Source organism: Bradyrhizobium sp. SK17 (assembly GCF_002831585.1).
In the GTDB taxonomy this organism is placed as follows: Bacteria; Pseudomonadota; Alphaproteobacteria; order Rhizobiales; family Xanthobacteraceae; genus Bradyrhizobium.
The window spans coordinates 1-18151 of the sequence record NZ_CP025113.1 but is presented as its reverse complement, the minus strand read 5'-3'; the positions used below and the strand labels follow the sequence as shown (position 1 = coordinate 18151).

Here is an 18151-nt window from a genome sequence, read left to right as displayed (position 1 = left end):
GGCGTCCACGTTAGGACGATCAGAGAGTGTCGTGCAAATGGCAGGCGACGGCCTGACCGCTGCCGAGGTCGCGCAACTCCGGACTTTGGGTTCGGCAGCGCGCAAACGCCTGCGGGCAGCGGGTGTGGAAGCGACAGCCCGGTGGCGGATTGGTTGCGCTCGGCACTTCGCCGCTGATGATCGCCCGCGGTCGTGCCGCCTCGACCTCGGGGTCCGCCACCGGCACGGCCGCGAGGAGGGCCTGCGTGTAGGGATGTAGCGGCGACGTGTAGAGGGCGTCGCGTGGGGCGATTTCCACGATCCGTCCCAGATACATCACCGCTATGCGATGGCTGACATGGCGGACAACGGCCAGGTCGTGGGCAATGAACAAGTAGGCAAGGCCGAGCCGCTCCTGCAGTTCGACAAACACGTTCACCACTTGGGCCTGGATCGAGACGTCGAGCGCCGATACCGGCTCGTCGCAGATGATAAGGCTAGGCTCGAGCGCCAGAGCCCTTGCGATGCCAATGCGCTGGCGCTGGCCGCCCGAGAATTGATGTGGATAGCGGCCCGCCATGTCCGGCAACAAGCCGACCGTGCGCATCAATGTGGCAATTCGCTCCTCATAGGCCTCGCGATCTCCTGCAAGCCCATGCACCACCAGGGGCTCGCCGATAATATCACGCACTGTCATGCGCGGATTGAGCGAGCCGTAGGGATCCTGATAGACCATCTGAATCCGCCGCCGCAGCGGCTGCATCTGCTTGCGGTCGTAGGACGTGATGTCCTGGCCCTCGAACTCGATGCGGCCGGAGGTCAGCGCCTGCATCTTCAGGATCGCCAGGCCCGTGGTCGACTTGCCGCAGCCACTTTCCCCGACGAGACCAAGCGTCTCGCCGCGCGCCAGCGAGAACGATACGCCATCGACCGCACGCACCGCTCCGACCTGCTTTCGCAACAGGGTGCCAGCACTGATCGGAAAATGGACCTTCAGATCGCGGACTTGCAGCAGCTGTTGCGACATCGGTCAGCCCTCCATGATGCAGGCCGCGCTGTGACGCGGGCCGACTTCGCGCAGCGGGGGCGGGGCCTGCTTGCAAGCGTCGACGGCCTGGCGGCAGCGCGGCGCGAATGCGCAGCCGGGTGGCAGCGCCGCGAGGTTCGGTGGCTGGCCCTCGATGGGAACCAGACGTTGGTGCGTATCGCTGTCCAGCCGGGGCACCGAGGCCATGAGCCCGCGGGTGTAGGGATGCCGCGGCCGCGAATACAACTCCCGTGCCGGGGCCGTCTCCACGATGCGCCCGGCATACATGACGGCGACGCGGTCGGCGTACCGCGCGACCACGCCGAGGTCGTGCGTGATCAGGATCAATGCCGAGCGCGAGCGCAGCGCCAGATCCTTGAGCAGGTCCAGGATTTGCGCCTGCACCGTGACATCGAGTGCTGTGGTCGGTTCATCGGCGATGATCAGCCTCGGCTGGCAGGCCATGGCCATCGCGATCATCGCGCGCTGGCGCATGCCGCCGGAGAATTGGTGCGGATAGGCGTTAACGCGCGAAGCGGGGTCGGACATCCTCACCCGTCCAAGCAGGTCGCGCGCAGCAAGCAAGGCTTTCGACCACGGCGCGCCGCCGTGGCGGTTGATGGGCTCGCCGACCTGGAGGCCGACCGTCAGCGCCGGGTTCAGCGAACTCATCGGCTCCTGGAAGATCATGGCGATCTTGTTGCCGCGGATGTCGCGAATTTCCGCATCGGACAGCTTCAGCAGGTCCAGCCCGTCGAACAGGATTTCACCGTCCTCGATCCGGCCGGGCGGGTTCGGGATCAGCCGCAGGATCGACAGCGCCGTCATGCTCTTGCCCGAACCGGACTCGCCGACGATGGCCAGCGTCTCGCCCGCATCCACGTCGAAGGAAACGCGATTGACCGCGGTGATCGCGCCGCGGTCGATGCGAAAGCGTGTCGTCAGATTGCGCACCCGCAGCAGGGGCGGTGGCTGCGCGCCACCGTCCCCAACAGCGTCCGGAAGATTCGCCGGGCCGTTCAATAGCCCATCCCCTTCTTCATTTCCTGGTCGATCCATATCCGCGCGTGGATCGGGCCCGGACGCTCTGCGCCAGCGCGCAACTCGCCACCATAGTTCTTCACCCACGGCCACCAGGCCGTATAGACATAGGGGACGGGCAGGAAGATGTAGGGCGCCTTGTCGATGATCGACCGCGTCATCTCCTTGAGCATTGCCTGACGCTTGCCTTCGTCCTGCTCCTGATAGGCCTCGTTCATCTTGCGGTCGATGTCGGGATCGGAGAACTGCGACGGATTCCACGTCTGCTTCGTGACGAAGCTCTTGCGCAGCGTGGTGGTCGGGTTGGTATGGCCGTTGAGCATGAAATAGCCAGCGGCGTTGGTCTTGGTGGTCATCGCCGACAGGAATGCGCCGTATTCCATCGGCTGAATTTCGATCTTGACGCCGACCTGCTCCAGATAGGCTGCCACCAATGGCAACAGGTCCATGTGGTCGGGCGAGCAGGAGCACACCTGAACCTTGAAGGAGAAGCCGTTCGGATAGCCGGCCTCCGCGAGCAGCGCTTTCGCCTTCTTCGGATTGTAGGTGTAGAGCTCCTTGATCGAGTCCGGCATCTGCTCAAGAGGCTCGAAATAGCCGATGTAGTCGGGGTGTTGCGGGTATGCGAACAACTGCCCCTCGCCATTGTAGAACGAGCTCAGAATCTCCTGCTTGTTCACCGCCATGTTGAGCGCGCGGCGTACCCGTACGTCGTCGAACGGCTTCGTGTCGTTGCGCATGGCGAGGAACGTGCCCCAGTGGCAAGCCAGCGTGACCACTGCAGCTTGGGCGCGCTCTTCTTGAGCTCTTCCACCGCGCTCCATCGGATGGATTCCAGCAGGTCGAGCTTGCCGGTCCGCAGCGCGGCGAGGAACGTGGCCTCGTCCTTGATGGTGCGATAGACGATCTTGTCCACGAACGGCAACTGATAGGACTTGCCGTCGATGACTTCCTTGTCCCAGTACTTGTCGTTCTTGGAGAATGTGGCCGCGTTGCCCTGCACGTAGTCCGTGAGCCGGAATGGCCCCGTTCCATTGGCGTTCTTCCAGTTTCCCGCGCCCGCGTCGGCGACCTCCTTCGGCACGATGCCGGAGTAGTAGCCCCAGCCGAACCGATAGTCCCACTCGGAGAAATAGGTCTTGAACGTAAACACGACGGTGTGCTTGTCGGTCGCCTCGACCTTTGCGATGTGGTCAAAATAGGTCGGAATCTTCTTCGGACTGTTGTTGAGCCGTTCGTAGCTCTGCACCACGTCCTCGGCCACGAGTTCGCGCGCCGCCATTACGCCGGGTTTCTCCGGAAACATCACGCCCTGACGGAGCTTGATCTCCACGCGCGGCGGATCTTGCTTCCACTGCCAACTCTCGGCGAGTTCACCGCGAATCGCGTCCGACGGAAGCCACGCGTCCGGTACGAACGAGTAGGGGCCGCCGTGCCGCTTCGACTTGCTGAGGTCGGCGGCGAACAATTGCTCGTACATCAGGCCGGTGTCCTGCTGGAACTTCCACGCCCAGTCGGCCGGATCCCAGGTGAGGGGCGAAAGCGTGACATAGACGTTGCCGATGTTGAGGGTCCCGCCGCGTTGCGGCACCGCTTCGCCTGCGGATGCCAACCCAGCCGGTAGCGTCAACGCGCCAGCCAGCGACAGTGCGCGCAACGTTCTTGCAATCGATCCCAGTCCGGTCGTTGGCTTTCGCATCGTGTGTTTCTCCCCGTCTCGTTCCGTTGATTGTCCCTAGCGCGAGTTGCGCATGCGCGGATCAAGCAGGTCGCGTAGCGCGTCGCCGAATACGTTGGTGGCGTAAACGACCACCGTCAGACAAAGCCCAGGCGCGAGCGCCAGCCATGGTCCCTGGAACATGTACGTGCGGGCGCTGCCGGAAAGCATGCCGCCCCAGGTGGGCGCGGGCGGCGGTACGCCGAGACCGAGGAACGACAGGCCGGATTCCGCAAGGATCACCGCGCCGACGCGGGTGGTGAACAACACGATGATCGGCGGCATGATGTTTGGCAGGATGTGCCGCCACAGGATGCGGCCAGTCGAGGCACCGATCGACTGTGCTGCATGCACATACAGGTTCTCCCGCGCCGACAGCACGGCGCTGCGGATGATGCGGGAGCCCGCAATGCCAAGCACCAGACTGAGGATACCGATGATCTGGATCATGCCGGGGCCAAGCACCGATACCACCGCGATCAAGATCACCAGCTCAGGAAACGACATGTAGGCGTCGACGAACCGCTGCGCGATCATGTCGAATCGGCCACCGATATAGGCGGTTATGGTACCGATGGTCACCGATATCACGGTAGCGAGCGCGGCTGCCGAGAGACCGATAATCACCGACAGCCGGGCGCCATAAAGGCAGCGCGACAGCACGTCGCGGCCGAGATTGTCGGTTCCGAACAGATGTCGCAGCGATGGTGGCTTCAACCGCTCGATCGGGCTGATCTCGTTGAAGCCGTAGGGCGCCAGCAGATGCGCGAACACACCGCAAAACAGGAAGAGAACGAACACGACCCCCGCCGCCGCGCCCACCGGCTGCTCTCGGATCAGCCGCGCCACGAACTGCCTCAGGGCGCCTGGCGAGGCCCGCCGTTTCATCGGGCTGGCTTCGGTCAGCGAATTCATCGGTGCCTCACCCGCGGATCGAGCAGGCCATAGCTCAGGTCCACGATCAGGTTGATCAGCATCACGGCAACACCGACCACCAGAAACACGCCGGTGATGACGGGATAGTCACGCTGGTTGACGGCCTCCAGCAGCAACGACCCCATGCCGGGAATGACGAAGATCTGTTCGATGATTACGGCGCCGCCGATCAGCAGCGGGGCTTGCAGCCCGATCAGGGTGATCACCGGAATGAGGGCATTGCGCAGCGCGTGCCGCATGACCACCAACTGCTCCGGAAGACCCTTCGCCCAGGCGGTCCGAATGTAATCCTGCCGAAGAACCTCCAGCATCATGGTTCGCGTCATCCGCATGGTCACGGCGGAGAGACCCGCGCCCAGCACGATAGCCGGCACGATCATCTGCTTGAGGTTCTGCAGCGGGGCCGCGCTGAAGGGAACATAATTGACTTCCGGTGACCAACCCCACCAGATCGAGGGAAACACCACCACCATGGTGCCCAGCCAGAAGCTCGGTACCGCCAGCAGCAAGATTGAGAACGAGCGCGCGATGATGTCGCCCGCCGTATCCTGCCGTATCGCGGAATAAACGCCGATCGGCAACGCGATCGACAGCGCGACGATGAGCGCCAGGAGGCCGAGTTCGAAAGTAACCGGCAAACGCTGCAGCATGTCGTCGAGCACCGGTGTCGAACGCCATAACGAGTTGCCGAGATCGCCGCGCAAGATGCCGAAGATCCACACCACGTATTGTTGCGCCATCGGTCGGTCGAAGCCGAGCACGTGCTCGAGCTGCTCACGGCTCAGTTTATCTGCGCCGATGTCGTTCTGGCTCAGCATCATGTCGATCACGTCACCCGGGATCAGCCTGACCGTGATGAACACGATCATGCTGGCGAAGATCAGGGTCGGGATCAGGGCCAGCAGCCTCCGGACGATGTAGGCACGCATCGGCTAGCGCCAGACGTCACGGCGCGAATGGCAGCGGAGACTATGCTTGACATCGGACAGACGCACGGCGAGGCGAAGGCGCGACCGAAGACCGTGTGCGGAATGAACAATCCCGGGCATCATGCGCGTCCTCTCCTTGGATGAGCTGGCGGCTTGGTGCCGTATTTTTCCATACTCAATTTTCGATAGTGAAGCCTACTGGCGGGTTGACCAGTATACAAGCTCCCAGATCTCCCAAAAATTACACACATTTTGTGCAATGCGAGACCAAGCTTGGCTTTCTCATCGTTCCTTGGGACCATACCTATTTCCTAAATCTGTTCGATGCGGCCATTTGCCGCCGTCATGTCGCTATCTACGTTTCCATTCCGCTATCGATGTCGTTGCCGGGAATCCGATGCGTTAGCCATCGCGAGCGCGACGGCGCGCAACGCGACGATGGATCGCAGACCCGATCGTTGCGGATCGACGACCATTGCACCTTGATCCGGCTGGAAATGTCGTTCTGGGATACGCTCGAGGAGATCGCGGCCAAGGAAGGTATGACCTTGGCCAAATTCCTCGCCACCCTTTCGCCCGGCTGCATGGATGCCGCGGAATAGTTTCAGCGCAAATCAACCGCGCAAGAAAAAAGCGGCCTTGTCCCGTGCAGGACAAGGCCGCTTCAGTTCGAGGGATCTTAGAGCGTTTTCGAGCGAAGTGGATACCGGTTCGCGTGAAGAAAACGCGTCAAGACAAGAACCTAGAGCCCCGTTCCGATTCCATAGGAACGGGAAAGGCTCTAGATCTCCTTGCGCTGCATCGCGCCGGCGATGTGATCGGCCTGGCGGATCGCCAGCGACACGATCGTCAGCGTCGGATTGCACGCCGCGCCTGATGTGAACTGGCTGCCGTCGGACACGAACAGGTTCTTGACGTCGTGGGTTTGGCCGAACTTGTTGACCACGCCGTCGCGCGGCTTCTCGCTCATCCGGTTGGTGCCCATGTTGTGGGTCGAGGGATAGGGCGGCGTCGGATAGGTCACGGTGGCGCCGACCGCCTCGTACACCGCGGAGCCCTGCTTGTAGGCGTGATCGCGCATCGCGAGATCGTTGGGGTGATCGTCGAAATGCACGCTGGCGACCGGCATGCCGAACTTGTCCTTGACCTTCGGATCGAGCGTGATGCGGTTGGTCTCCTGCGGCATGTCCTCGCCGACCAGCCACATCCCGGCCATCCGCGGATAGCCCTCCATCGCGCCGGTGAAGCTGCGGCCCCAGGCGCCGGGGTTGAGGAACGCGGCCATGAAGGGCAGGCCGAGCGACAGCGTCTCCATCTCGTAGCCGCCGACGAAGCCGCGCTTCGGGTTGTTCGCAGCCTCGTCGCGGATGATGCCGGCCATCGTGGTGCCGCGATACATGTGCACCGACTTCTCGAAGCTCGCATACACGCTGCCGGTCATGTGCCGCATGTAGTTGCGGCCGACCTGGCCCGATGAATTGGCGAGCCCGTCCGGGAACATGCTGGAGGCGCTGTTGAGCAACAGCCGCGGGCTCTCGATCGAATTGCCGGCGACCGCGACCACGCGCGCCTTCTGGCGCTGCATCGCGCCGCTCGCATCGGCATAGACCACGCCGGTGACCTTGCCGGACTGGTCATGCTCGATCTTGATCACCATGCTGCTTGGGCGCACCTCGAGATTGCCGGTGGCTTCGCCCTTCGGGATCTCGGTGTAGAGCGTCGACCATTTGGCGCCCGACTTGCAGCCCTGGAAGCAGAAGCCGATCTGCTGGCAGGAGCCGCGGCCGTCGCGCGGCTCGCTGTTGATCGCCATCCGCCCGTGTGCACCTCCTTGTAGCCGAGCTTCTTGGCGCCGGCCTCAAGCACCTTGAAGTTATTGTTGCCGGGCAGCCCGGGGATGCCGTTGGTGCGGGTGACGCCCATCTTGTCCTCGGCCTTGGCGTACCACGGCTCCATCTCGGCGAGCGTGATCGGCCAGTCCAAGAGATTGGCGCCGGGGATGCCGCCATAGGCCGACTTGATCTTGAACTCGTGCTCGTCGAAGCGCAGCGACGCGCCGGCCCAATGCGTGGTCGAGCCGCCGACCGCCTTGACGATCCAGGCCGGCAGATTGGGGAAGTCCTTGTGGACGCGCCAGGTCCCCGACGTGGTGCGCGCATCCGACCAGGCGAGCTGGGAAAAACTGTCCCATTCATCGTTGATGAAGTCCTGGTTCTCGATGCGCGGGCCGGCCTCCAGGATCACCACCTTGATGCCCTTCTGCGCCAGTTCATTGCCGAGCGTTCCGCCGCCGGCACCGGAGCCGACGATCACGACAACGCCGCTGTCATTCAGATCGAATTTTGCCATTGTGTCCTCCCGAGCGTTCGTTGTCCGATTCAGGCCTTGGGCAGCCAGTCGATATCGGCGAAGCCGCGCTTGATGTAGCCGCCATGCTCGGCGGAGGAGCCCTCGTAGCCGAACCGCGGCCATACCTCCTTGTTATTGTAGAGCGAGACGACGAGGTCGCCGCGGATCTTCTGGAAGAACGCGCTCTCCTCGATCCGTTGCAGCAGCGCGACGCGATCGTTCTCCCAGGCGACCTGCGCGTAGGGCATCTTGTGGCGGTCGTTGGCCTCCTGATCGAGCCGCGCGACGCCGTCATTGATCAGCGACTTGACCGCCGGGTCCTTGGCGGCCTTGTCGTCCCACGGCTTGACCGCCGTGATGTAGTAACTGTCGCCGAGGAAATCGTGCGGATAGATGTCGCGCGCCATCTTCAACAGCGTCTTCATGGTCGCCGGCGTCAGCGTGCCGGCTTCGTCGGCCCACGCATCGGTGATGCCGAGCCCGGTCGATGTCGCGATCGCGACCGCCGGTGCGGTGGCCGCCGCGCCTTTGAGAAACACGCGCCGGTCATATCTGCTGCGTCGATCGATTTCTCTCATGGTTTCCTCCGTAGATCATTTTTATGATTGAGTTAGCCGAAGCGCCCGCCGCGCTGGATCACCTCGATCTTGTAGCCGTCGGGATCTGCGACGAAGAAGAAGCGCGCCAGCGTCTTGCCGTCATGCTTGAAGTCACGCAGCGGCCCCGGCGACAGCTTCTCCTGCTCGAAGCGCGCGTGCTCGGCATCGACGTCATCGACGACGACGGCGAGATGGCCGTAGCCGTCGCCGAGCGCGTAGGGCTCCTTGCGGTCGAAATTCACCGTGAGCTCGACCTCGAACGGCGACGACGGATGGCGCAGATAGATCAGCGCGAAATCGGCAAAGCGCAGATTGTCGGCGATCTCCAGCCCGAAGGCGCGGTGATAGAAGTCGAGCGCCTTGGCCTCGTCGAACACGCGGATCATCGAATGCACGGGTTTCGCCATTCAGTTCAGCTCCTTCAGATAGGCGATGATCATGGCGCGGGTCTCCGGCTTGGCCTGCCGATAGGCCATCACGGCGCCGGGGATCAGCTCTTGCGGATTGGTCAGCCAGGCATCGAGGTGAGCGTCGTCCCAGACGAAATCGGCCTTGGCGAAGCCTGCGGAATATTTGAAACCGTCGGCCTTGCCGGCATGGCGACCGACCACCTTGAACAGCGACGGTCCCTGTCGCACGGGATCGGATGCGTTGTTGGTGTGGCAGGTCGCGCATTGCTGCTTGAACAGCGTCGGGCCGTCAGGCGGCTTGGCGGCTGGCAAGGGCATTTGCGCTGCCGCGATTTGCACTGCAAGCATCGCGCTGCAAAATCCGAGCCCGATCGCAAGCCCGATCGCAAGCCCGGTCGACAGTCGTGCGCGCAGTCTTGTCATCCACACCACCGCTTGTTTGCAGTGACTGTAGGAGGCCGAAAACTGCCGGTGGTAGTAGCGGGCTGTTTCACCGCAGAACAAAACCGGCCAGCGGAACCGGTACGGTGGACATGGCCGCCCGGCGGTCTACGCGCCGTATCCGGCGTTCCTCAATCGTCGAAACGCCGTGTGCCGCGACCGGCCTTGATGTCGCTGCGGCGTTTCTTGCCCTCGAGCCGGCGCTGCTTGGAGCCGAGCGTCGGCTTGGTCGGCCGTCGCGGCGTCGGCCGCACCATCGCTTCCTTCAACATCTCGAGCAGTCGCTCGATCGCATCGGCCCGGTTGCGTTCCTGGGTGCGGAACCGGAACGCCTGGATCACTATCACGCCGTCCTTGGTCATGCGGCTGCCGGCCAGCCGCGCCAGCCGTTGCGCCGCGTCCGCCGGCAGCGCGATCTTCGTCGTGTCGAAGCGGAGCTGTGCCGCGGTCGAGACCTTGTTGACGTTCTGTCCGCCCGGACCGGAGGCGCGGACAAACACAATCTCAATGTCGTTCTCGTCGATCGTAAGGTCGCGGGACACCCGCAGCATGACAGCACCCGGTGAGGGAAGAATCGGCTGGCCGCAAGATAGCGGGTTTGGCTCCGCTTGGGTGGTGTTGATGGGGCGGTTACGTCTGCTGTCTGAGCCTGCGGCTCACCCCTCTCCCCAACCCTCCCCGCAAGGGGAGGGAGCCCGCGCGCCGGTGCGTCCCTGACGATCCAAGCTTGAATGTCAGCAGTGATGTGAGGAGAGCACACCTCTCGGGCTTCCTCCCCCTTGCGGGGGAGGGTGGGGAGAGGGGTGGCCACAACGGTGCTGTGAATGAAGGAGGGCCGCACTTCGAGTGCGCGTCAGTTCGCCTTTGGCGGCGCGGACGCCGGCTGGGCGGCGGCTTGCGGGGCGCGGCCGACGATCACGGTGAGCAGGCCGTTGCCCCAGAGCTTCTTGGCGACCCGCTTGGCGTCGTCGAGCGTCACCGCATCGACGATGGCGTTGCGCTTCTCGATGTAGTCGATCGGCAGCTTGTCGAGCTGGTATTGCAGCATCGCCTGCGCGAGCTTGGAGGAGGTGTCGAGTGCCAGCATCTGCGAGCCCTTCAGATAGGACTTCGCCTCGTCGAGCTCCTGCTGTGTCGGACCCTGCTCGGCGATGCGGCGGACTTCGGTATCGATCGCATCGACGGTCTCGCCGGCGCGGTCGGCACGGGTGCCGGTGTTGCCGATGAACAGCGCCGAGTGATCCATCCAGAGCAGCGCCTCGTAGATCGAATAGGCCAGGCCGCGCTTCTCGCGCACTTCCTTGTAGAGCCGCGACGACAACCCGCCGCCGCCGAGAATGTGGTTCACCACATAGGCGGGCATGAAATCCGGGTCGTGCCGGTTGATGCCGGGGCCGCCGAAGGTGACGACGGTCTGCGGCACGTCGAGCGGCACGAAGGCGCGCTGCGGCGGCTTGGTCGCGACGACATCGGGTATCGGCGTCAGCTCGGCCTTCGCCGGCAGGCTGCCGAACGTCTTGTCGAGCAGCTTGCCGAGCGTATCGGGGTCGACGTCGCCGACGACAGCGATGCGCAGCGTATCCTTGGCGATGATGCGGCGGACATAGTCCTTGAGGTCGGAGATCTCGATGGTCGGCACGCTTTCGAGCGTGCCGGTGGCCGTCCGGGCATAGGGATGATCGCCGAATGCCAGTTCGAGGAACTTGCGGCCGGCCAGCGTCGACGGATTGGTCGATTCGCGGCGCAGGTTCGAGATCGTCTGGGCGCGGATCCGCTCGACATCCTTCGGCTCGAACCGCGGCGAGGTCAGCGCCATCCGCAGCAGGTCGTAGGCCTCGTCCTTGTTGTCCTTGAGCATGCGCAGCGAGCCGCGGAATTGATCGCGGTTCGCCTGGAAGCTGAGCTCGATGGCGCGGCGCTCGAGCCGCTCGTGATAGGTCTTGGAATCGAGATCGCCGGAACCCTCGTCGAGCAGGTCGGCGACCAGATTGCCGACGCCGGGCTTGCCGGGGCGTCCTGGCTGGCGCCGCCGCTGAAGGAATATTCCATCGCGATCAGCGGCACGGTCGCATCCTGTACGAACCAGGCTTCGATGCCGCCGGGCGACACCAGCCGCTGGATCTTGGCGGCGGCCTGCGATGGCGCCGATGACATCGCCAGCATCGCGGCGCAGGCGCCGCCGATCAGCGCCGCACGTCGGGTGAGGGAATAGATCACGAGCGCTTCTCCTCGCGTTTCGGCGCAGTATCCTTGATCAGATAGCCGGTCACCGACCGCTTCTTGTCGAGCCAGGTGGCGGCAGCAGCGCGCACCTGCTCGGCGGTCACCGCGCGGATCCGATCCGGCCAGCTCCTGATGTCGTCGATGCTGAGCCCGGTGGTCAGCGCTCCGCCATACCAGCGTGCCAGCGTCGCCTGGTTGTCCTGGGCGTAGATCGCTTCCGCAATGAGCTGGGTCTTGACCCGTTCGAGATCCTCGGCACGCGCCGGGTTCTGCGCGAGGTCGGCGATCACCTTGTCGATCGCATCTTCGATCTGGGCGAACGCGACGCCCGGCTTCGGCGTCACCGAGATCGAGAATTGCGACGGATCGAGCGCGGTGCCCTGATAGCCGGCGCCGGTCGAGATCGCGAGGCCCTTGTCGATGACAAGCGAACGATAGAGGTAGGAGTTGGCGCCGCCGCCCATCAATTGCGCAAGCACGTCGAGCGCCTGGCTCTCGCCTGCTGCCGCGGTCGTTGCCGACGGCACCAGATAGTAGCGGCGCAGTCCGGGCTGTTCGACGCGCGGATCCGACAGCGTCACGGTGCGCGGTGCGGCCGGCGTCGGCTCCTGCGGCCGGATGCGCTTCTCGGGATCGCGCGCTGGGCCGGGATCGGGCCGAAATTCTTCTCGACCAGCGGGCGGATGTCCTTGACGTCGACGTCGCCGGCGATCACCAGGATCGCGTTGTTCGGAGCGTAGAAGCGCCGGTAGAAGGCGAGCGCATCCTCGCGGTCGAGCTTCTCGATCTCCTGATGCCAGCCGATCACCGGCCGGCCGTAGGGATGGTTGAGATAGAGCGCGGCCATGATCTGTTCGGTCAGCCGCGCGTCCGGGTTGTTGGCGACCCGCATGTTGTACTCTTCGAGCACGACGTCGCGTTCGGGCAGCACGTTCTCGTCCTTGAGGATCAGGCCGGTCATGCGGTCGGCCTCGAACTCCATCATGGAGGCGAGCTGATCGCGCGGCACGCGCTGGAAGTAGCCGGTGTAGTCGGTCGAGGTGAAGGCGTTCTCGTTGCCGCCGACGCGCAGCACGGTCTGCGAGAACTCGCCGGCCGGATGCTTGGAGGTGCCCTTGAACATCAGATGTTCGAGGAAATGCGCGAGCCCCGATTTGCCGGGCGTCTCGTCGGCCGAGCCGACCTTGTACCAGATCATCTGCGTCACGACCGGCGTGCGGTGATCGGGGATCACCACCACCTGCAACCCGTTGTCGAGCGTGAAGCTCGCGGGGCGTTCCGAGGTGACGGTGGTCTGGGCGCGGAGGCCGGCGCCCGACAACGGGATCGTGGAGACAAAGGCGGCAGCGAGCAGGGCAATCGAGCGGCGAGAGCGCATCACGGTCCTTATGAAAGCCCGGACGGATGGCCGGGGTGCGAAAGCAAGCCATCGTACACGGTCGTGGCCGTGTCCGTCGTCACGAAGCGGAGAAACACACGCCGCCCCGCATTAAGCTTTGCTCATGTCAGCCTTCGACCGCAAAGGCCAAGCGATCACTGGATCGGCTTTCCGGTCATGACGTCGTACTGGCCGTCATTCACCTTCGGCTTCATCGGGCCGGTGCCATAGGCAAAGCCCGAGGACGGTGTCTGATAGCCCGGCGGCGGCTCGGTCAGGGATTCGCGCGTCGGCTCGCCCGTGAACGGCTTGGATTCGCTGCTGTTTCCCTTGAACATGCCGAGCAGGCCGCCGGTGTAGCCGAGCTGGCTCGGCATCAGCGACGGATTGGTGTTGGCGCCGGGCTCGAGCGGCTCCTTGCGGCCGTCGGTCGCGGTCTGCTGCTTGCGGCCGGCCTCGATCTCGGCCGGCGTCAACGCCACCGCCGACTGCCACGGCTCCTTCTTGACTTCCTTCTTGCGTGCCGCGATCGCAGCCTTGCGGGCGGCGATATCCGGGTCCTTCGGCCAGTTCGGCGCGTTGACCTGGGCGGCCGAGGAGGGGGGCGGCAAATCGAGCTTCGGCGGCACCACCAGCGGCGAGCGTTCGCGGTAGTCGATGCCCTTGCTGGCCGCGCTCTTGGCGCCAAGGCCGGTCATCAGATTGTCGATGATCCGCTCTTCGAAGGTCAGCCCGTCGTCGCCGTCATCGTCATCGTCGCCGGCACGCACCGGGCCGGCCGTCATGACAAGGCCGATCCCGGCCGCGACGAAAGCCAGACGCAGGCCGCGCATCAGCGGCAGCCGGGACGTCTCGATCAGGTAACCGCGGACTTTGGTGTTGCGCATCGCGCCATTCCCATCTCAAAATTCGCCAAAGCGATCACCGGCTTAAGCACAGTTTCGCTCGATGCAGGTTGACTGCCGACCGGCTCGTATCGGCCGGGATCAGGGCGCTTTTACGGCGGGGGTCCCCAACACGGAATCATACAGCAGGGCCGCCACCCCAGCAACGATCGCCACATCGGCGAGGTTGAAAATGTACCAATTATAGGTTTTTCGGCGATCTCGACGTGAAACAGGGCGAAATCGACCACCGCGCCATAGGCAAAACGGTCGATCCCGTTGCCGATGGCGCCGCCGATGATCAAGCCGAGCGAAAGTGTCGCAAGCCAGGTCCGCGACCGCGCCATCCAGATCGCCAGCGCGATCACGGCAGCGGCCTTGATCGCCATCAGCAGGATCTGGGCCGACGGGGTCTCGCTCTGGAACCAGCCGAAGCTGATGCCGGGATTCATGGCCAGCACCAGGTCGAAGAACGGCGTCACCGTCACCGGGGCATGGCGCGCGATGTCGAGGACATGGAGCAGCCAGAGCTTGGAGGCCTGGTCGGCGATCAGGGTGATGACCGCCGCCAGCGCACCGGCGCGAACGGGAGCGGTCATCGGTCGATCGTAGCCGTCGTCCCGGCGCAGGCCGGGACCCATACGCCGTGCCGGGTGTTGTTTGAATGACTTGGGGTCATCAATCTTCGTCCAATCGAGACAGCGGTGGTTGTGGGTCCCGGCCCCGTGCGCAATTGCGCACTCGGCCGGGACGACGGTACATGTCAGGCCGTGCTCCCCAGCGCCTTCCATTCGCGCAACGCTTGCGCATCGCGCGGCGAGACGTCGGGATACTCAGGGTCCTCGCCGACCGTGGGGAGGATCTTCCACGAACGCGCGCATTTGGTGCCGACCGCCTTCTCGACCACGACGGCAACACCCGGCACCGCATCGAGGCGGAACGCGGTGGCCGGCGCCTCGCCCTCGCGCACCTCGTAGTTCGAGGTGATGCAGACCTCGGCGAGATCGATGTCGAACAGCGCGGCCAGCATCTGTCTGTCGGCGACGTAGATCACCGGTGAGGCTTCGAGCGACGAGCCGATCTTCTTGTCCTTGCGCTCCAGTTCGAGCGCGCCGGTGACGACGCGGCGGACGTTGCGGATCGTCTCCCATTTCGCCGCCAGGGCGTCGTTGCGGAACTGCTCGAGACCTTCCGGGAATAGCGTGAGATGCACCGAGAGCTCGGCATTCGGCCGGTACATCCGCCAGGCTTCGTCGGTCGTGAAGCTCAGGATCGGCGCCAGCCATTTCAGGATCGCGTCGCACAGCAGGTCGATCGTGGTCAGCGCCGCCTTGCGCGCCACCGAGGACGGCGGATCGCAATACAGCGTGTCCTTGCGGATATCGAAATAGAACGCCGACAGCTCGGAGTTCATGAACGCCGCGAGGCTCGCGACCACGGTCTTGTAGTCGCGCATAGGCGTTGCGGATGGTCTCGGCGTGGCCGGCCAGTTCGTGCAGCATCAGCCGTTCAAGCTCGGGCATCTCGGCAAAGCCAACCTTCTCAGCTTGCTTGAAGTGATGCAGCGTGCCGAGCATCCAGCGGATCGAGTTGCGCAGCTTGCGATAGGTCTCGACGGTGTTCTTCAGGATCTCCGGACCGATGCGCTGGTCGTCGGCGTAGTCGGTGGCGCAGACCCAGAGGCGCAGGATATCCGCGCCGGAATTTGCGATCACGTCCTGCGGCTGGACCGTGTTGCCGAGCGACTTCGACATCTTGCGGCCGTTCTCGTCCAGCGTGAAGCCGTGGGTAAGCACGATGTCATAGGGCGCGCGGCGCGCGTGCCGGCGCTTTCCAGCAGCGAGGAGTGGAACCAGCCGCGATGCTGGTCGCTCCCTTCCAGGTACATCACGGTGTCGTTGCCGCCGTCGACCTTGCGGACGATGTTGCCGAGCTGCGGGAAGTTTTGGCGGTCCTCCAGCACGAAGGCGTGCGTCGAGCCGGAATCGAACCAGACGTCGCAGATGTCGTCGACCTTCTTCCAGTCTTCCGAGGCGCGGGTGCCGAGGAAGCGCTCGCGGGCGCCGTCCATGTACCAGGCGTCGGCGCCTTCCTCCATGAAGGCCTCGGCGATGCGCTGGTTGACGACCTCGTCTTGCAGGATCTCGGCCGAGCCGTCGCCGTTCTCGCGCACGAACACCGCGATCGGCACGCCCCAGGCACGCTGCCGCGAGATCACCCAGTCCGGACGGTTGGCGATCATGCCGTTGATGCGGTTCTCGCCCGGCCGGCGGCACCCATTGCGTGACCGAGATCGCGTGCAGAGCGCGGGCGCGCAGCGTGTCGCCCTTCCTGGCGTGGCCGTTCTCCGCGATGTCCTTGTCCATCGCGATGAACCATTGTGGTGTGTTGCGGAAGATCACCGGCTTCTTGGAGCGCCAGGAATGCGGATACTGGTGCTTGAGGGTGCCGCGCGCGAGCAGCTTGCCGGCTCCGATCAATTCCTTGATCACCGCATCGTTGGCGTCGCCCTTCTCGCCCTCGTCGGTGATCACGCGCTTGCCGATGAAGCCGGGCGCTTGCGCGGTATAGGCGCCATTTTCGTCCACAGTGTAGGGGATCGCGGTCGAGATGCTGCGGTCGGCAAGCTCTCGCCCGTTCGCCATCCAGACGTCGAAGTCCTCGCGGCCGTGGCCAGGTGCGGTGTGCACGAAACCGGTACCGGTGTCGTCGGTGACGTGGTCGCCGGCGAGCAGCGGCACGGTGAATTCATAGCCGCCGCTGAAGCCGCGCAGCGGATGGGCGCATTCGACGGCGTCTAGCGTGTCGCCGGGGATGTCGCGCAGCTTCTCATAGGCGGCGACGCGTGCCTTCTTGAACACTTCTGCCGCCAGCGCGTCGGCCAGGATCAGGAGGTCGCCCGGCTTCGCCCATTTCGCATCCGGCGCATCCGTCACCTTATAGAGGCCATAGGCGATCTTCGGCGAGAACGAGATCGCGCGGTTGCCGGGCAGTGTCCACGGCGTGGTGGTCCAGATCACGACCGAGGCATTGGCCAGCGCGCCATGCGCCGGCGAGGTGACCGGGAATTTCACCCACACCATGTCGGAGGTGTAGTCCTCGTATTCGACTTCGGCTTCGGCGAGCGCGGTCTTCTCGACCACGCTCCACATCACCGGCTTGGAGCCGCGATACAGCGTGCCGTTGGCGGCGAACTTCATCAGCTCGCGGGCGATCTGGGCCTCGGCCGGATAGCTCATCGTCTGGTAGGGATGATCCCAGTCGCCGATGATGCCGAGTCGCTTGAACTCCTCGCGCTGCACGTTGATCCAGTGCGTGGCATAGGCGCGGCATTCCCTGCGGAACGCGACCATCGCGGCAGAGTCGCGGAAATCCGGCTTCTGCTTGCCCTTGGAGCGGTAGTTCTCCTCCTCGATCTTCCATTCGATCGGCAGGCCGTGGCAGTCCCAGCCCGGCACGTAGTTGGAGTCGAAGCCGAGCATCTGCTGGCTCTTGGTCACGACGTCCTTGAGGATCTTGTTCAGCGCGTGCCCAATGTGGATGTTGCCGTTGGCGTAGGGCGGCCGTCATGCAGCACGAATTTGCGCGGCCCTCGGCTTCCCGCGCAGCCTGTCGTAGAGGCCGATCTCGTTCCAGTAGTTCAGGATTTCGGGCTCGCGCTGGGGCAGGCCGGCGCGCATCGGGAATTCCGTTTGCGGCAGGTAGAGGGTCTTGGAATAGTCCCTGGTGTCAGTCTTTTGGGCGTCGGTCTTTTGCGGCTTGTCGGACATGAAGGCTCTGATCTGGCAGGTGAGGGCGCGGGAACGCGATCAATCGGGGTAAAACGACGAAATCCCGGTCTTGCGCCGAGCCCTCAGGCTCAGGCGGAAGCCGGGCCGCTAATCCGTATGATGCGCCGCGAAAACATCGGGTTCCTTAGCAGCCAAGCGGGGAATTCGCAAAGCCCCGGTTGGCCGGCCGGACCGTCCCGGGAGCGCCCCTGGGGCGGCGGCGGAGGTGCCACCTCTCCCTTGGGAGAGGTCGATTTGCGCAGCAAATCGGGTGAGGGGTTGCGGTCTATCGAGAGAGCAAGAGCCCTCACCCGGCGCTGCGCGCCGACCTCTCCCACCGGGAGAGGTGGACCGGACCGAACCCGCGGTCAAGCTGATCTAACTGACTTCATCCGTCCTAAGGCTGCCGCCGCCGGCCGGCATTTCCGGCCACAATCGTGCCGGCGGCGACGTCCCGTGTCACCACGC

Annotated in this window: 11 protein-coding genes and 6 pseudogenes; 1 reads left to right on the top strand and 16 read right to left on the bottom strand. The window is 64.2% G+C overall.

Features of this window, described 5'->3' with window-relative positions; all coding sequences use genetic code 11:
* Positions 1 to 19: 19 nt before the first annotated feature.
* Genes CWS35_RS00085 through CWS35_RS00065 form a run of 6 tightly spaced genes read right to left on the bottom strand, consistent with a single transcriptional unit; the run spans position 20 to position 5629 of the window.
* Entirely contained in the window at positions 20 to 1006 is a 987-nt protein-coding gene (locus CWS35_RS00085; RefSeq protein ID WP_100950082.1) for an ABC transporter ATP-binding protein, read from the bottom strand.
* A 3-nt stretch (positions 1007 to 1009) separates the two neighbouring features.
* Complete coding sequence (locus CWS35_RS00080; protein WP_024581124.1) at positions 1010 to 2029, bottom strand: ABC transporter ATP-binding protein; 1020 nt, start codon at positions 2027 to 2029, stop codon at positions 1010 to 1012.
* A complete protein-coding gene (locus tag CWS35_RS40340) occupies positions 2026 to 2787 on the bottom strand; it encodes an ABC transporter substrate-binding protein (RefSeq protein ID WP_210202754.1) in 762 nt (253 codons plus the stop codon). The genes CWS35_RS00080 and CWS35_RS40340 overlap by 4 nt, the downstream gene beginning before the upstream one ends.
* Positions 2724 to 3746: an ABC transporter substrate-binding protein gene (locus tag CWS35_RS40335; protein ID WP_210202753.1), complete on the bottom strand. Its 1023-nt coding sequence runs from the start codon at positions 3744 to 3746 to the stop codon at positions 2724 to 2726. Before CWS35_RS40335 ends, CWS35_RS40340 begins: the two co-directional genes overlap by 64 nt.
* A gap of 36 nt (positions 3747 to 3782) precedes the next feature.
* Entirely contained in the window at positions 3783 to 4679 is an 897-nt protein-coding gene (locus tag CWS35_RS00070; protein ID WP_100950079.1) for an ABC transporter permease, read from the bottom strand.
* Entirely contained in the window at positions 4676 to 5629 is a 954-nt protein-coding gene (locus tag CWS35_RS00065; protein WP_100950077.1) for an ABC transporter permease, read from the bottom strand. Before CWS35_RS00065 ends, CWS35_RS00070 begins: the two co-directional genes overlap by 4 nt.
* Before the next feature lie 377 nt (positions 5630 to 6006).
* Here CWS35_RS00065 and CWS35_RS00060 point away from each other — a divergent pair.
* Positions 6007 to 6219 (top strand): annotated as a pseudogene (locus CWS35_RS00060) (ribbon-helix-helix domain-containing protein); the annotation flags it as partial.
* Positions 6220 to 6410: 191 nt separating this feature from the next.
* Here CWS35_RS00060 and CWS35_RS00050 read toward each other — a convergent pair.
* The 10 genes and pseudogenes from CWS35_RS00050 to ileS form a co-directional block, all read right to left on the bottom strand.
* Positions 6411 to 7978, bottom strand: a pseudogene (locus CWS35_RS00050) (GMC family oxidoreductase).
* Positions 7979 to 8007: 29 nt separating this feature from the next.
* Positions 8008 to 8556 (bottom strand): Twin-arginine translocation pathway signal, encoded by a 549-nt coding sequence (locus tag CWS35_RS00045; protein ID WP_100950073.1) that lies wholly within the window; start codon positions 8554 to 8556, stop codon positions 8008 to 8010.
* A 32-nt stretch (positions 8557 to 8588) separates the two neighbouring features.
* Positions 8589 to 8984 carry a VOC family protein gene (locus CWS35_RS00040; RefSeq protein ID WP_100950071.1) on the bottom strand — a complete coding sequence of 132 codons (396 nt, stop codon included), beginning with the start codon at positions 8982 to 8984 and terminating at the stop codon, positions 8589 to 8591.
* Entirely contained in the window at positions 8985 to 9305 is a 321-nt protein-coding gene (locus tag CWS35_RS00035; protein ID WP_024581117.1) for a cytochrome c family protein, read from the bottom strand. It lies immediately after the preceding gene.
* 254 nt (positions 9306 to 9559) lie between these two features.
* Entirely contained in the window at positions 9560 to 9979 is a 420-nt protein-coding gene (arfB, locus tag CWS35_RS00030) for an alternative ribosome rescue aminoacyl-tRNA hydrolase ArfB (RefSeq protein WP_100950069.1), read from the bottom strand.
* A gap of 302 nt (positions 9980 to 10281) precedes the next feature.
* A pseudogene (locus tag CWS35_RS00025) lies at positions 10282 to 11591 on the bottom strand (M16 family metallopeptidase).
* A 50-nt stretch (positions 11592 to 11641) separates the two neighbouring features.
* Positions 11642 to 13029 (bottom strand): annotated as a pseudogene (locus CWS35_RS00020) (M16 family metallopeptidase).
* A 155-nt stretch (positions 13030 to 13184) separates the two neighbouring features.
* The gene (locus CWS35_RS00015; RefSeq protein ID WP_100950067.1) at positions 13185 to 13916 is read right to left on the bottom strand and encodes a hypothetical protein; all 732 of its coding nucleotides are present in this window, start codon (positions 13914 to 13916) and stop codon (positions 13185 to 13187) included.
* 99 nt (positions 13917 to 14015) lie between these two features.
* Positions 14016 to 14512, bottom strand: a pseudogene (gene lspA, locus CWS35_RS00010) (signal peptidase II).
* Between the two features lie 164 nt (positions 14513 to 14676).
* Positions 14677 to 17683: pseudogene (ileS, locus tag CWS35_RS00005) on the bottom strand (isoleucine--tRNA ligase).
* Positions 17684 to 18151 lie beyond the last annotated feature (468 nt).